The sequence below is a fragment of the Frankia canadensis genome (assembly GCF_900197875.1).
In the GTDB taxonomy this organism is placed as follows: domain Bacteria; phylum Actinomycetota; class Actinomycetes; order Frankiales; family Frankiaceae; genus Frankia; species Frankia canadensis.
Map to the genome: position 1 here is coordinate 30449 of NZ_FZMO01000190.1, position 16553 is coordinate 47001.

Consider the following 16553-nt stretch of genomic DNA (forward strand, 5'->3'; position numbering starts at 1 on the left):
GACCCGCCAGGGCACGGGTCGGCCGTCGGCGGGCCAGGCGATGCCCGCGCAGCTCGGCCACGGCGGCGTCCAGGCACGACGTTCCCGGACGGGTTCCGGCCCGCCGACGGATGGCCCGGCGGCGGACTGCGCGGTCGAGAACGGCACGGTGGAAAACGGCACGGTGGCGGACGGCAGCGCCATCGGGGCCGGTACGCCCGCCGGCCCCACCCGCGGGGACGCGGCGTCCCACAACGCCCGGCCGGCCGGCGCGCTGGCGGCGGCGCCGGGTCGTGTGGCCGGCGGTGAGGCGATCGCCGTGGCCGGGCGACGGCTCACGGCATGACCGGCGCGCTCGTCGGCTCGTCCATCTGGGGAACGACCCACACCGGTTCCCGTGTGGGCCGTCCGAGCAGGTTGGCCAGCACCCGGTGCAGCGCCACCTCGTCCGCGTCAGCGGCGGCGGGGTCGGCCAGCAGGTGGCGGACCAGGTCCGGATCGGGAACGATGCCGTGCTGGTCCAGGTAGTAGGACGTGGTGTCGGTCCAGACCCACACTCCGTCCGTGCGGAAGGTCATCGGCACGACCTCGCCGCGGTCCGGGTCCAGGACGTCGGTCATCCGGGCGGACGTGCCGAGCACCGGTATGCCGAGGTCGAGCCGCCGCAGCAGGTCGGCCCGGGTGTCCGGATCGGACAGCCGCGGCCGGTCGGCGGCGAACCCAGGCCCGGTCACCGGGTCGACCTCGTCGAAGACCCGGGCGATCGTCACCTCGGCCGCCGGTCGGCGTGCCCACAGCAACGCGCCGCACAGCCGGGCGCACCCCTGGTAGGAGGGTGGCTCGACGCCGGTGGGGCAGACCTCGACCTGCGGGTCGAGCTCCCCGGTCGCGGCCAGCACCGCCCCCAGCCGGGCGGCGACCTGCGCCGGACGCGATCGTGCGAGCGGGCTCGCCGCCGGCTCAGACGGCGGTGACGGCAGTGACGGCGGTTCGACCGGGGGCATGGACGCGACGGTGACGATGTAGACCCGCCTGGGTCGCGGCCAGGACAGGCCGCCCGCCGGCACCCGCCAGGAGCGCCACAGCCCGACGGCGGTCGGCTCGTCCCGCACGGCGTCGACGATCGCCTGGTCGATGACGGACAGCGGCACCGCGCCGGGGTCGCCGGTGAGATCCCGCGGCATCGCGGCGCCGGGACCGTCGTCGGCCGGATCCCCGGAGCGGAACTCCCACGCCACCCCCACGGGCGGCACGACCGGCGCCGACGCGGCGTCCGGGAACGATCCCGGCGGCTGCTCACCCGGCCTCTGGTATCCGGACGGCTGGGAGATCGTCGAGTGGGGACCGGGAACGCCGGGAGCCGGCGCCGGGTCGCGGGTGAGCTGGTCGAGTGCCAGCACGAGGTCGCCGTCCAGGCCCGACCCGGCCAGCTCGTCGCGGATCAGGCGTAGCTCGGCATCGTCGAGATCGACCTGCCCGCCGGTCGCGGTGAACGCGATCGCCTGCGCGACGTCGAGCCGGAGGTCGGCGGCGAGCCACGCGCGCGCCTCGCAGACGAGATCATCGGGCAGCCGGCCGGCGAGGCCGAGCAGCGCCCGGTGCCAGGTCTCGGCATCGCCGGCGCTGTCGGGGGCGCCGTCGCGCTCCAGAGCCTCCGTCACCGCTCGTCCTTCCGCCAGGCGGGACGCGCTCCCGGCCGCCACGCCGACGCGCCCCGCGACCGCGTCACCGCCATCGCGTCCCTGCAAGCACGCGTGGAGGCACCGCCAGCGTTCACCTGAATGTCGGGACGCCGGACGGTGACGGCCCGGTGCGGACCGGCAAGCCGGGGACGGCCGTTGATTGACGGTCCCCCGACGATCGCATAGAAAAAACACCGAGACGCGACATCTCGCCTTACCGTCACAATGGAATGCACCGTGACAACCGGAGTCACGGCGCCGCCGGAACCTCCGAGCCGCCGCCCAGGGAGGAATTCTCATGCCCTACACGCGAATCGCACGACTCGCATTCATGTTACATTCTCCGGATGACGTCAGCCAGGAACAGTTCTTCGCGGCGTTGACGTCACGCCGGCCCAGGCTGGAAGAGCTGGCCGGCTCCCTCGACCTCGCGGTCCGCATCGGTGTCCGGCACCCGGAGGAACACTCCGGGGGAAACGGCGCCGGGAGCGCGGAGGGCGTCGAGGGAGCGGCGGAGTTCTCCACTCCCGCAGATCGCCTGGACGATCTGCGCGCGGCCGCCGGGGCGATCGGTGCGCTGCTCACCGACATCGTGGACACACGAAACTCCATCGTGCTGGTCGGGCCCGGTTACGAAACCATCGAACCACGCGCGGCGTACACATTCCTCTCACTCACCTTCCAGCGCGTACCGGGTACCACCCTCGAGCAGATGCGGACCTGGTGGCGGGACCAGCACGGGCCGCTGGCGAGTGGACTGCTCGCCCCCGAACTGCTGGCCTACGACCAGGTGCACGTCGAGCCTGAGCTGAGCGAGCTGGCCTCGCGCGACGCCGGCTTCGCCTACCGCGCGTTCGACTCCTACGACAACCTGACCTGGACCGATTACGCCGACTTCCTGCGCAGCGTCTCGAAGCCCGGGACCGGTGAGGCACTCGCCCAGGACGAGCAGGGGCACCTCGACCGGGCCACCTTCGTCGGCGGGATGATGCAGCGCGTGTAGGCGCGCCGGCGGACGGGTCGGCGGTCTCATGGTGTGCGCGTGGCGACGGCCTCGCCGCCGGAGCCCGAGGTCCCGGAACCGCCGTCGGTCAGGAGTCGGGGTGGGGTCCGCGCGCGCAGACCCAGGGCACGCAGCGCGAGGAGGGCGATCGTGCGTTCCACGAACCGGATGACGAAGGCCAGGGTGATGTCCGCGGAACCGCCGCGGTGGAAGTAGCGGCCCGAGCTCAGCTGAACGGCGATGGTGCGCGGCCCGCCGAGGAAGATGCCCGACAGCAGGGTGCCACCCCCGGCGACCGCGCCGGCCGTCAGCGCATCCCGGCCCCTCAGGGGCAGATACGCCGAGGGAAGCCCGAATGCCGACGACGTCGTGGCGGTCGCGACGAACGAGGCCAGGAAGCCGATGAGAAGCGTGGCCTGGAAGTAGTCGTAGGCGGTGCCGCGCCAGCGGGGCGGGTTCTCCGGGCCGGCCCACTCGTTGTCCCAGTGCTTGTCGTGGTTGTACGGGTTGCGGGTGTAGTGCTTGCCGCCGTCGACGTTGGCGATGCCGTCCTTCCAGGACCTCAGCGGGCTCCACGTGTCGTGCAGGAGGCTGTTCGCCGTCTTGATCGTCGCGCCGATCGCGGCGGCGGTGAAGATGCGGCCCCAGTCCTCGGATCGGAACTTCCCTCTGTTCACCGCGGCGTTCGCGAGGATCCGGGCGGGGATGTCGATCGCGAGCTCCTGGGCGAAGTCGAACGCCGCCTTCTGCAGGACGCGCCGGTCGCGGGGCACGAACGTCCCGGCCAGGCCGTCCACCGCCGCGTACTGCAGTCGGTTCGACTCCTTCCACTCCCGGAGATAGCCGCGGAACTGGTTGAGCGGGCCGCGGTACTCGAACTCCCGGCCGACCAGCGTGAACGACGTGCCGGGCAGGAGCCGCCAGCGGCCGGCGGGGCTACGCTCCCACACTCGCCCGGACAGGCTGCGATACCGCAGCAGCCGACCGTTCGCGTCGGTTTCCCGCCACTGCTTGTGGAACTTCTCCGACTCGCGGTACACGCCCGAGCCCGCGGAGGTCTCCTTGCGCTCGCGGAACACGTCACCCTGGTCGTACTCCCGCCACTCACCGGTTCCGCTCGGCTGGCCCACCAGGCGCGGCCGGATGTACTCGCGGACCCGCCCGTCGGCCTGTTCGCGCAGGACCCGCTGTGCGTCGGCCGGGTCGACGTCACGCCAGTCGGTGGCATCGGTGCCGGGCGGGACGTCGGCCTGCCAGCCACGGCCGTCCGCGGTGCGCCACTCGCGGCGCCCCGCGCTGCCCACCTTCACCGTGCCCGAGGGGTCACGGATCTCGGAGTGCCAGGCGCCCGTGCTGTCCCGCCAGGAGAACAGCGTGGCCGCCTTGCCGAGGGAACGGACGTCGCGAATCCGGGTCTGGGTGCCCGCGGTGATCTGCTGGTAGTCGCGGAAGGAGTCGTCCCAGCTGCCGGTCCACTGGTGGTTGCGGCTGCTGACGCGCAGGCCGGTGTTCGTGCCGTCTCTCCAGGTCCAGGTCGTGCCGCGGGAAGGCGTGCCGGTACCGGTGACGGCGACGGTGGCGACGCTCGGACCGTGCGGGAGGGCTGGGTCGGCGAAGGTGTCGCGGCGCCCGACGATCTCACCCATCGTGTTGCGGGTGATCATCGCTCCCGTCGTCCGAGGCGTGAAGTGGACGCCGCCCGCCGGCGGGTTCTGCTGATAGACCGGCGGGTTCGGGCCCAGGTAGGAGACGACGTTGCCCCGGGGGTCGGTGTGGCGGACGACGAGGCGGGGAGCGGACAGGCCGCCCGGCTGGATGGTGTCGATCCATCCCGGGCCGCCCCCGAGCAGATGCCGTTCGCCGATCTCGCCGGTGGTGAGGTTGCGCCAGGACAGAACGCGAGCGGCGCCCGTGGGCAGGTCGCCCTCCAGGGACGGCCAGGTGTCCGCCAGCCGGCCGATCTCGACGGTGTTGCCGTCGTCCAGCTTGAGCGCGCCGCGGACGAAGTACCCGTCCACGGTGAAGTCGGCGAACGATCCGTCCGGGGTCATCACCCGCACGCCCCGGGCGACGGTCGCGGCGGTCGTGAGGTCGGTGCCGTTCTTCTCCTCCCACCGGTACACCTGGTAGCGGCTGTCGGCGAAGAGCATGCCGGGGTTCGGGAAGTCGACCCGGCCCCACTCGGCGCCGAAGAAGCGGGCGATCTGCCGGTAGGCGGCGCCCGTCACCGCGTCCCGTGTCTGCCAGAGAAACTGCGGCGGCCGCTGCTCGGCATAGCGGGTGATCTTCAGCGTGTGGCCGCCGGCGACCGGTTCCAGGCTCCCGGTCTCCTTGGCCTGTGGAGAGATCTCCTGGTAGAGGGGCGACACGTGGGTCCCGCCGCCGGGGTCCTGGATCACCGGGGACTCGCGGTAGTGCAGGACGCGCGGCAACCGGCTCCTCGTGCTGTAGGACCGCTGCACGACCCCACCCGACCCGGTCGCGGTGACCGGCGCCACGCCTGACCCGGACGTGGTGACGGGCGCCACGCCCGACCCGGACGGAGGGGAGGATACGGTGATCAGGTCGGTGGTGCTGCGGCCGCGCTGACGGATCCCCTGCATCACGAGGCGGCCGTCGCGGTCGTAGCGGAACCAGCGCCAGGAGCCGTCGGGCTGGAGCTCGCCACGCACCATCCCCTTGTCGAGGGTGCGCCGGCCCTCCCGAACGAGGACGTTGCGAATCAGGCCGTGGGCGAGGTCCGACCAGACCGCCCCGTCGGACTCCACGCCGAAACGCCGGGTGCCACGGGCGACGGTGTCGCCGTGCAGGCCGGCGCGCCCGCCGTCCCACTCGTGCCAGTACCGGGCGCCGCCCGGGGCGCGCAGGACCTCCAGCCGACGGCCCGAGCCGAGGATCTCCCGGGAGTAGAACGGCGTGCCGTCCGCGCCGACGAGACGCAGGCTGCCGTCCTGCCCGGCGTCGGCACGGCCGGCGGCGTTGTAGGCGGGCCGGGTCCCCCCACCCGGGGCCGGGACGGTGCGCGGGCCCGCGGTGCCCGCACGGACCCACCTCGGCGGTGTGGCGGTCAGGTCGACGTCGAAGTGGGTGCCGTCGGGCTGGCCGCGCTGGTCGAGGAAGGTGATGTGTTCCCGCAGCAGCCGGCCCTCCTCGTCGACCTCCTGCCAGTCGCCGCGGTGCGGGCCGCCGGAGGCATCGGTGAGCCGGTAGCCGCCCGCCGCTCGGGTCACCGTGACTCCCGCCGGCGCTCCACGACGGTCATGCAGGGTGAAGGCCGGGCCAGCACCGGTGCCGCCGCGGTGGTCCAGGTGCAGGCGACGGCCGTCCAGTGCCGCGCCGCCGGAGGTGCGCAGCGGGACCTGCTGGGTGAGCAGGTTGCCGGCGGCGTCGAAGTCGCGGCGCTCCCCGCTCGGGGTCGTGAGCGCGAACCCGCCCAGGCCGGTGGGGCTGACTGTCCAGGCGCGCATGTTCGCGAGCAGGTCGTGGGTGGTGGCCGTGCGGGCAGCCCAGTCGATCTCGACCTGGCCGAGGTCCCGGTTGGCCTGGGTCGGATGCGCGGGGTTGGTCATCCGCACCCGTTCGGCGACGAGTGTGCCGTCCGCGGCGTAGCTCGGCCCGTCACCACGGGCGTCACGCAGGTCGACGCCTCCGCCTGGCCTCCCGGTGACTCTCCAGAGGATGCTCGGGACCGGTGCGGCGGAGACAGAGGGTGCGGGAGGCACGGCGGGTACGGGGGGTACGGCGGGCACGGCGAGGGTCACGGCCAGCGCCGGCGTGGTCGATGCGGGCGCGGCCGGGTGCAGGGTCGCGGTGGCGGCGTTCCAGTCGATCAGCATGTGCCCGGACGCCCTGCCCACCGCGGCCAGGGCGGCGGCCGGCGGGTCGGTGAGCGTGCGCCGCTCGGCTTCGAGGGTGCCGGTGGGCCCGTAGCGGAGATAGTCGCCGTGATGGCCCGGTGAGGTGTCGCGCACCTCGTAGCCGCCGCCGTGCGGGACGACGGTGCGGCCCGGGACCGGCTGGCCGGCCGGTCCCGTCAGGATGTACTGGCCGCCCGGCGCGGCGGTGAGGTCGGCGACGATCAGCTGCCCGGTCAGAGGCGCGCCGGTGGCGTCGTGCGGGACGACGACCTGGTGGCGTAGGTCGCCGGCCGCGCCGAACGTCATGCTCGCCGGGCCGTCGTCGAGGCGGAAACCGCCGCCGGGGAGCCGGGTGAGGCCCCAGGTGCGGGTCGCGCCGAGGGAGTCGACGGTGGTGGCGGTCGACGTCGTCCAGTCGAGGTTCGCGGTGCCGAGGTCGCGCAGGAGGGCGGGGCGCAGCGGATGGCCGAGCGGCGTGCTCTCGTCGACCAGGTGGCCGCCCGCGTCGACGGTCCGGTGGCCGCCGGCGGCGTCGGTGAGTCGCAGCCCGCCGCCGGGGGCGGAGGTGACCGTCCAGGTGCGGGTGGCGTCCGCCGGGTCGGTGGCCCGCGGCGGGGACGCCGACCAGTCGATGTCCAGCTGGCCCACCGGCACGGGTACCGGCGGGGCTGCCGTGATCGTGGTTGTGGTCGTGGCGGTGGTGGTCGTGGTGGTGGTGACGGGCGGCGCAGGCGCGGGTGGCGGGGGCTCGAGCAGGGTGCGGCGCTCGCCGCGCAGGCGGCCGTCGCGGCCGAACTCACGGTGGTCGCCCAGGGTCGGACCCGGGCGCCGGTCCGTCAGCCGGAACACGTCGCCGTGCCGGCTCACGTCGACCTCGGGGGGATCGCCGTCGTCGGCGTCGAGGACGTACGGGTCGGCGTCGTCGCCGCGCGTGTAGCGCACCTCCAGGGAGACGTCGCCGGGCAGGGGGGTTCCGGTCGCGTCGCGCAGGGTCAGCGTCTCGGTCTGGAGCAGGCCGAAGAAGTCGTAGTAGCGCCGCTCGTCGCTGCCGACGAGGCGGATCTGGTCGTGGAGCCACCGGACGTTGTACTGCCGCGTCGCGCCCGCCGGGTCGGTCACCGTGCCCACGGGTTCGTCGCCCGACAGGTCGATGTCCACCTGACCCGCGGGGCGCGGCGCCGGCGCGGGCGTCGACCCGTCGGCCCCGGCGGGCGGGCGGGCCGCGTCCGGGTACTCGCTCAGCATCAGCCGCTGGTGCAGCAGGTTCCCGACCTGGTCGAGGCGCAGGGTGTTCCCGCCGGGCTGGGTGAGCGTCACCCCGTCGGCCTCGCGGCGAAGATCGAACAGCTGCGCGGGACGCTCGTCGCCCATCTCGACGAGGGCCGTGCGGTCCCGGTGGTTGAGGTCGACGGATCCCAGGACGGTGAGCGCCGTGATCTCCATGCGGGTACTGGTCAGGCGCCCGTCCGGGCCGAAGGTCAGGGAGTACCCGGCGTCGAGGGTGTCGAGACGGACGCTGCCGTCGTCGTGGTGGACCAGGGTGCCGGTGTGGACGACCTCTCCGTCGGCGTCGACGAGCTCGCCGCTCGGCGCCGCGCCGTCCCCGGAGCGGGTGTCGAGGGTGCCGACCAGCTCCTGGCCGTCGGCGAGCGGCAGATGGTAGGTGTACCGGCCGTCCTCGTCCGAGGGACGCAGCCGGTCGAAGGGCACCCCGGCAGGCGGCACGACGCTCAGGAGCCCGCGCCCGTCCGTCAAGGACTCCGGTCTCGCGGAGGCCTGCCCCGCGGTGATGGAGTGGAACCACTCCTGCTGGTAAGGGCCTTCGACGTGCAGCAGTGGTCCGGTCGGCGCCGCCGGGGTGGCGACGCCGATGGGCATCCCGACCTCGGGATCGCCGGTCTCGATGATCGTCTCGTGGGACGGCGGTGGCTCCTCGGCGCCGACCACGGGCGGGTCGTCGTCGGGCGAGCCGGCGTCCGAGAGCGCATCGTCGGGCCGGCCGTCGTCGGAGAGGCCGTCATCGGAGAGGCCGTCATCGGGCGGGTTCGGCACGGACGGCGCGCTGCCCGGCAGGATCTGATGGTCGCGCAGCCAGACGCGCCAGGCGTCGTCGTAGGCCGTCCGCACATCATCGAGGTCGAGTCCGAAGGCCGCCAGCGCCGCGCCCGCCCGGGTGAGACGGTCGCCGGCCGCGTCCAGTGCCGCGACGGCCGCCACCTGCGCCGCGGTCTGCGGCCGCTTGCCCCCCGCGACCGACGCGGCCGTCGACGTCCCGGCCTCGGCGTCCGCCCGGGGGAAGACGACGTCGTGCGCGGCCTGGGCGCCTGCCAGGCCGCGGCGCGCCGCCACCAGGGTCAACCAGGCGGTGGCCACCTCCTCGATCCGCGCCGGATCGGTCACGCCGAGCCCGGGCACCCACATCGAGGCCGGCATCGAGCCCGACAGCATTACCTGGCCGTCGGCTGACGACGGGGCGCTCGGGGCGCCGGGGCCCTCCTCGACGAGGTGGCCGGAACGATCGTAGGTCTGGTACCGGCCCGCGGGGCCGTCCAGGCGCAGGCCGCCCTGCGCCGTGGAGGTCACGGTCCAGTCACGGGTCCCGCCGGTCGGGTCGGTGACGCGACCCCGCCCGGTCGTCCAGTCGATGTCGAGGTGGCCGAGGGACGCCGAGGGCGTCATGACCTCCATGCCACGTGCGATCAGCTGGCCGTTCGGGCCGTAGACCCGGAAGTCGCCCGGGCTTGACCCGATCCGGAAGCCGCCGTCCGTCTGATGCTCCACCGTCCCGGCGTAGTCGCTGACGTCGGACGCGGTCGAGCCCTCGCCGGTGCCCGCCGCACCGGCCTCGGCGAGGTGGGGCGGGGGGACGAGGGTGCCGTGGGTGTCCCGCCGCGTCCCGCCCGGCGGGGGGATCGTCGCCCGCAGGGTCCCACCGTCCGCCAGCGGCACCGTGTAGGGGATGAAGCCGTGTTCGTCCGGCAGGCCAAGCTGGTCGAACCTGACCCCGGGGGGCGGCTCGGCGTCGCGCAGCAGCTCCAGACGCGCACCGTCCTGCCCGAGTTCCTCCTCGAAGGAGGGGTCGGGCAGCAGCACCGCCAGGTCGGTGCGGGCCTCGGTGAAATCGTCCCGAGCGCGGTCGAGGGCCGCCCGCGCCGCGCGCCCTTGCCGGATCTGCGCTGTCGTGGCGGTACCTGCTGTCGTGGCGGTATCTGTCGTGGCGGACCCTGTCGTGGCGGACGGGGCGGGGTAGGTGGCGCGGTACCGGATGATTGCCTGGTGGTAGGCGGCGCGGGTGTGCGCGACCAGGGCGCTCGCCTGACGGACGGCGGGTGGTTCCCGTTCCCACTCGCCGCGCAGGCTGTCGAATCCGTACGGGTTTCCCTCGGGCCGCACCGTCGACGGCGCCGTCCGCTCGGCCCCCGGATGGCCCTCGACCACGTCGAGGAACCACTGCCGCAGGTCGTCGCCGTCCAGGACAAGCGCCGGCGAGCCCGGCGTCGTGCCGCCCGCGGCCGGCGGGCTCGACGGCTCGGCCGTGGGCAGGTGCGCGACCGTGACCGGTCGGCCGAGGTGCGCGCTCATCGCCGCCGCGGTGTTCTGCAGCCAGCGGCGCAGATCGACCGGGTCGATGGCACCCCGAACCTGTTCGGACATGGTCCTGGTGGAACTCGCGTCGATCACCAGCCCGCCGTCCGGACCCCGGTAGAGCGCACCGCTGACCCGCACGGGCACTGAGACGGTCGCCCCCGCCTCGTCGAACCCCACCGCCACGGTCGGATGGCGCAGCCCTGTCAGGCCCGCGACGAACTCCTCCCGGCTCGGCACCGGCTCGCCGCGTGCCTCGCGGGCCCGCGCCGACCACTGGTACACCTCGTCGAGGGTGTCCGGCGAGACCAGCGAGGTGGGGTCGTCGCTGCCGAGGTAGATGTCCGCGGCCGACTCCCCCACCACCGAGAACAGGAACGACGCGCCCGCCGGCGCCGCCTCCAGGTGCTTGCCGGAGAAGGCGGCGAGCGGCGTGAAGAACGGGTTCACCCGCACGAACCCCTGGTCGTCACGCTCGTTGTCCCGCAGATGCGTCGGATATTCGGCTGTACCGAAGTCGTGATCCAGATCGCCCGTCAGCCCCCCGTCCGGCAGGGTCTGCGGGGAATGCGCGGGGGCGCCGCCGCGCACTCTGGGCAACGGGCTTCCCAGCAGGGTGGCCACCACGTCGCCGACCAGAGCTGTCGACGGTGTCCGCAGGTTCGCCGGCCGCGACCGGACATCCCGGTACACCCGAAGGATCTGGTCGTCGCTGAACTCCCTACCGGCCGGCAGGGATCGCCGCACGCCGCGCACGGCTTCGCGCTCGGTGGCGTCGGCCGGGACCAGCGGCTCCGGCGGCGACACCTCCCCCGCCGGGACGGGCAGGATCTCGTCCACCGGGGCGGGCGCGGGGTCGCGGTAGGCGGGCGGGTGCGTCACCTGCTCGAGGCGTGCGCGCACGATGCGCAGCGCGTCGTCGACGGCGGTGCGCACCGTCGCGTCGTCGGGCAGTGGCCGGTTCGGGTCGACGGGGCCGACGGTCACGTCCAACCCGAGCGGGCGCAACGCCAGATACCGGACGTCGGGCGTCCCCGTGTCACGGACGACGTACACGGTCTGGTTGTCGTGCGCCGGGAGCTGGCCCGCGGTATCCGCCGGGACCTCCTCGACCCGCAGCCCCAACAGGTCGGCGATCGTGTCCAGGTCGAGGCCGGTTCTCGTCCCCCCTGCCCGCGACAGCGTGGTGCCCGGTGCGTACACGGTCTGGTGGAAGGAGGCGAGCTCGGTCCTGATCGCGGTGGCCACCGGCGCCGGGGCGGTCTGGAACAGGCGGTACAGCGCCGCGGGGCCGGAGGCCGGATGTTGGAGCGCCGCGCTGTACAGCAGGGCGGTGAGCTGGCCGTTCTCGTCGTGGGACACGCCCGGCGGGACCGGCGTGATCTGCATCGAGGGCCCGTCGGCGAAGCTCACCACACTGCCCGGACCCGGATAGGCCGGTTCCGGGATCGCCAGCTGGTCCGGGCGCCCGGCGGGGGCGTCCGTCAGCAGGACGGTCACTTCGGCGGTGAACCGGTCACGGCGCTCGGTGTACCTGGCCTGCGGACCGGCCTCGCCGGTGCTGGCCTGCGCGGGGACGACGACGAGTTCCAGCAGGGCGGGGTCGAGACCGTGTGCCGCCGCCGCGGTGACGATGTGGCGGGCGAGGATCCGCGGGACCGTCGCCTCGAGCCCGTTCGCCCCGGGCAGGGCCAACCGGCCGTCCCCCAGGCTGCCGACGACGACCGGAGTCCTCCCGCGGGCGGCGGCCTCGTCGGCGGCCTGCCGTACCCGCTGGATCGAGGTGTCCCTGACGGTGGGGTCGCCGGCGGTGGGCCGGTCGAGGTCGGGGGACCACAGGTTCAGCCCAGGTCCCCCGGAGGCGGTGGTGAACGGCGAGCGCGTCGGTGCCGCGGGTGCCTGCCGCCAGGCCGGTTCGCCGGAGTCCGGGTCCCCCTGCCGGGTCGTCTCCACCGGCATGTTCAGCTCGCCCTGCACCAGAGTGGGGATGCCGGCGTGCACCGGCGCGCCGGCCGTGCGGGACAGGCTCGCCAGCATCAGTCCGACCGTGGGAACCGTGGCCGTATTGTACCGCCGGATGATCGCCGCGAGCTGCTCCGCCGGGATGGCGAGTTCACCGAGCCCGTCGACGTGCACGGTGACCGTGTCCGGACTTCCGTCGGCGAGCACCAGGAAACGGCCCGGTGCCCGGGGCGGAACGCTCTGCCCCGGGCGGCTTCCGAGCGGTCGGACGGACAGGTCGATCCCGTACGGGCCGGCCTCGTCGGCGAGGACGCGCACCTCGACATCGGAGATCGAGGCGCCCGCCAGGTACCACTCCGAGGTGTCCAGGTGCGGGAGGTCGAAGTCCTGGTCGTAGCGGACCAGCTGGCCGGTCAGGCTGTCCCGCACATGGTCGAGGCGCGACGGGTCCTGGCTCGTGCCGGTGCCCTCCGTGGGCGGTGCCACGACCAGCACCCAGCGGTCGGCGATGACGTCGCGGAGGTCGTCGGAGACTCGGGCGTTGATCCCGACGTACACCGGCTGGCCGCCGATGCGGGCGGACAGCTGCGACGCCAGCGTCTCGAGGTGCGCGTCAACCTGCGCCCCCGGGCCCGAGCGCGTCGAGATCAGCCGGAGCGGGGGCATCGGTCGCTGGGGCTCCCCCGGGGCCGCCGCGAGGGTGCTCGACAGGACGTCCATGACGCTGCCGGGCGCGAGCGGGATCAGCTGCTCGGGGCTCCACGACGGCTGCCCGGTCGTCGCCGTGTTCACGACGACGAGAGGCAGGCCGGCCAGCGACGGGTCCATCGCGTGCAGGCTCGCGTCCCACCGGGCCAGCTCCTCGCGCCAGGCGGGCGTGTTGACGCTGCTCGAACCGAGGAGAACGGCGCCGCCCTCATACGTCGCCACGCTGTGGGCCATGGTGGTGAGCTGGCCGTGCTCGTCCAGGCGCAGGTAGCTTGGCAGGCCCTCCTGCCCGGGCGGGTTCGTGAGTCGGCCGCCGGGAACGCGATGGGTCCGGAACGGATCGAGTCCTCGTGCTGGCTGGATGTAGGCGACCGGGCTGTGGAACGCGGCGGCCAGGATGTCGACGTCGCGTCGGAAGGCCTCGGTGAAGGCGGGTTCGGTCAGCGGGGGCGGGGTCCACAGCACGACCGTCCCGACCGACCCCTGGGCGGCGGCCGCGAGCTGTGCCGCCCCCTGCTCATCGAGGGGACGCACGGTCCCGTCGCCCATCGGAACCCCCAGACCGCCGCCCGGCAGGGACGCCAGATCGAGGGCGAAGGTGCCCGCCGGATAACCGAGGTCGGGGTTCGCGTACAGCGCGCGGCGCTGCTGGAACTGGCGCGCTGTGGGTGCGGCCAGACCGGCGGCGGCCATCGGCAGCACCACCGGCGCGTCCGGCGGCCACAACCGCCCGATCGGATCGGTCACCAACGGCGTGGGCCGCCCCTGCGGGCTGTGCAGCGCCTCCCATTCCCCGAGGGACTCGTTGCGGGCGGTACTGAACACCGCCCGCAGGTGCCCGCCGCCCACCCGGGCGGTCCGAAAGCTGGCGGCCGGAGCGAACACGAAGGCCCCCGCGGCCTCGCCCACCCGCGCCCAGGTCTGCCGCTGCTCCCGGGACAGCGGCTGGCCCAGCACGATCGGCTGGCCGTTCCAGCCGTGCCGGCCGAGAAACGCCGGCATCTCGGCGGGCGGCACCGTGAACGACGTCCCGTCCAGGCGGAACAGGACGAGCTCGCCGGCATCGTTGATCTCGGGGAGGTCTCCCTCCACCTCGAACACGTCCGCCCGCGCCGCCACGCCGTCGGCCGCGGCCACCTGCGCCGCGTACCCGTCGGGTGTCGCCAGCCGCAGCCCGGCGCCGGTCGGGACGACCGCGTCGGCCGTGCGGCGCAGGGCCGCTCCGTCCACCGACGTCCACTTGCCCTGCTGCCGCGACGCCGGGGTGCCCAGCACCTGCCACGGCCGTGATCGCCCCTCGTCGTCCACCGCCCGCAGGCCGCTTCCCGGCAGGCGCCGGCCGCCGGGATCGTCGAAGGAGCCGTGGCTGTGCTCGTCGAGGACCAGAACCTCGACGTGGAAGTGGTCGGCGAACGACGAGAGCATCCCCGCCGACGCGCCCGGCCCGCCCGGGGTCCACACCCTGATGTCCTGGCCCGGCGTCCAGCCACGCCCCTGGAAGAGCTCACCGACGGAGTCCGCCCCGAGAATGCGGGCACCAGCCCGCGGGCGCCCGTACCCGAGAGTCGTCAGGCTGTCGTCCCGGTTGCGCAGCGCGAGACCGCCGCCGCGTGACGGGATCACGACGTCGAACACCCCGGTGTCCGTCCGCGCCAGCTCCTGCAGGCCCGGCAACAGGCGCAGGTACTCCGGGAGGGTCACCGACGCCATGCCGCCCGGCCAGCGCACGAACCGGGCGCCGGCCGTGCGCAGGGAACCGTCCGCGGCGACGTCCAGCCAGCGCGGCGGCCGGACGACGCCGACCGCGTCGGCCTGGCCCGGCCGCACCGCCACGAACCCGTTCCACGCGCCGCCGTCCACGGCCAGCCGGCCGTTCACCACCTGCTGCTGGCGGCCCGCCGCGGGTATCCACACCTCGGTCCGCAGCGCCTGGGCGACGCTCTCCGCCTGCGCCGCGAACGCGCGGTAGCGCGGGTCATCCCGGCCCTCGGCCGGCCCAGGATCCGGCCCCGGCGCGGCCGCGGACCCCGCCGCCGGCGCTCGCGCGGCCCAGATCTGGATCGGGCCGCCCTGCCAGCCCGCCGCCGTCAGTGCCTGCTCGAGCAGCTCGTCGGTCACCGGGACCAGGTGCCCCCCCGCCCGCTCGGGAAGCGCCAGCCTCCCGTCCTCGGCGCGCGGCAGGACGAGCGACGTGACGTTCGGCGTGCCCGCGAGACCGGCCGCGAGATCGGCCAGCCCGTCCGCGACCAGCACACCCCGCCCCGCATCGGCCGTCACGGCGAACCGGTCGAGCGCACCGGTGGCCGGGGGAGGAACCGCCGGCATCGGGATCGGGACGGCCACCGTGGCGCCCGTCAACGCGTCGAAGTGGTCGACTCCGTCGTGGTAGACGTACACGGCGGGATTCGGCGCGGTCTCCTCCCCCGGGTTCAGGTGGCCGGCCCGCATCTCGCCGGTGTTCGGGTCCGCCCGCACCACCACCACGTCGAGGCCGGTGGCATGGGCCACGATCTGGGGAATCCGGGCGGCGAACGGGGAGCGCCCCATGTCGTCGGCGCGGATCGCCCGCGCGACCAGGTCGCTGGGCCGCATACCGAGAAGCTGGCGACGGTCGGGTATCCCGGCGAGCGACGGCGTCACCTGGAGCAGGCGATGCCACTGCGGGCCGAACGGGTTCTCTGCCTCGGCGAGGACGTCCTCCAGCTGCTGGCGCAGGTCCGCCGTCCGGGCGGGATCGGCGTGGTCGGACGGATCGGGATCGGCACGGGACCCGTGCAGGACGAACCGCAGGGCGGGCGCGTCGAGATCCGCCGCGAGGTCCCGGAGCAGCACGTCACGCTCGCCGCCGGGCTGGTCGACGGTGCCGCGCAGGCTGTCCCCCGGCGGCCCGGTGTACCACCGGTACACCTGCAGGCGCGGGTCCGCGCCGTCCCTTGTCACACCTCGTGAGCCGGGCAGCTGCGCCCGCGCGCTGACGTCCAGGGCGTCGAACAGGCTGCGACTGTCGGAACGTGTCCTGCTGGTCTCGAACCGTTGACCGTCGACGCTCAGCACCTCGGGCGCGGGAACCGGCTCCGGCGCGGGAACCAGTTCGGGCGCGGGAACCAGTTCGGGCGCGCCAACCGGCTCGACGGCAGCCGCTGGATCCGTCAGGTCGGATGTGTCAACGCCGGGTTGGGAGGTGCTGGTCTCGCCGATCTGTGCGCCGTCGCCGGAGCGCCCCGGCTGGGTGGAGGCGGGCGCGCCGCCGCCCAGACCCGGGCGCCCGCGGTTCCAGTCGCGGGTGGCACGCTCGTAGGCTGCCCGCACCTGGGGGACGTCGTGGCCCAGGTCGGCCACGCCCGCCATGGCCTGGTCCAGCGCCACCCGCGCGTCGTCGAGGGCGACGGAGGCGGTGTACTGCGCGTCCGTCTGGCGCCGTTTGGGCCCGCGGACCCCCACCGTCGAGCTCGACGGACCGTCGACCGGCGGCAGCGCCGCCTCCAGGTCGTTGCGCGCCACCGTCAGGGCGTGTTCGGCGGCCATCACCTGGCCCCACGCCTCGTTCAGCCGGGCCACCTCGTCCGGATGGCGGACCCCGAGCAGCGCCGTCCACACCGGTGCGGGCACCGACCTCGACAGCGTCGGCCTGTCGCTGTCCTCCCGACCGGCCGGCCTTCCCGGCGCGGCGGGAGCCGCCTCGCCGGCGGATGGCCCGGTGGGGGGAGGTTCGGGATAGGCCGGCGGCACCCCGGGGCCGTGTGCCGGCGGCCTATCCCGAACCCCCCCCCCCCGGGC

4 protein-coding genes are annotated in these 16553 nt (G+C 74.4%); 2 read left to right on the plus strand and 2 right to left on the minus strand.

The window, feature by feature from the left end:
* Positions 1–40 precede the first annotated feature (40 nt).
* The gene (locus C1A33_RS16270; protein WP_101832335.1) at positions 41–325 is read left to right on the plus strand and encodes a hypothetical protein; all 285 of its coding nucleotides are present in this window, start codon (positions 41–43) and stop codon (positions 323–325) included.
* Here the strand turns inward: C1A33_RS16270 and C1A33_RS16275 are convergent.
* Positions 315–1640 (minus strand): hypothetical protein, encoded by a 1326-nt coding sequence (locus tag C1A33_RS16275; RefSeq protein WP_101832336.1) that lies wholly within the window; start codon positions 1638–1640, stop codon positions 315–317. The genes C1A33_RS16270 and C1A33_RS16275 overlap by 11 nt on opposite strands.
* 352 nt (positions 1641–1992) lie before the next feature.
* Here C1A33_RS16275 and C1A33_RS16280 point away from each other — a divergent pair, with 352 nt between their 5' ends.
* A complete protein-coding gene (locus tag C1A33_RS16280) occupies positions 1993–2664 on the plus strand; it encodes an EthD domain-containing protein (protein ID WP_165818426.1) in 672 nt (223 codons plus the stop codon).
* A gap of 26 nt (positions 2665–2690) precedes the next feature.
* Here C1A33_RS16280 and C1A33_RS16285 read toward each other — a convergent pair whose 3' ends face one another.
* Positions 2691–16385: a hypothetical protein gene (locus C1A33_RS16285; protein WP_101832338.1), complete on the minus strand. Its 13695-nt coding sequence runs from the start codon at positions 16383–16385 to the stop codon at positions 2691–2693.
* Positions 16386–16553 lie beyond the last annotated feature (168 nt).

Coding starts and splice junctions, on each gene's coding strand:
- C1A33_RS16270 (WP_101832335.1), top strand. CDS start 41: ATGCCCGCGCAGCTCGGCCACGGCGGCGTCCAGGCACGACGTTCCCGG.
- C1A33_RS16280 (WP_165818426.1), top strand. CDS start 1,993: ATGTTACATTCTCCGGATGACGTCAGCCAGGAACAGTTCTTCGCGGCG.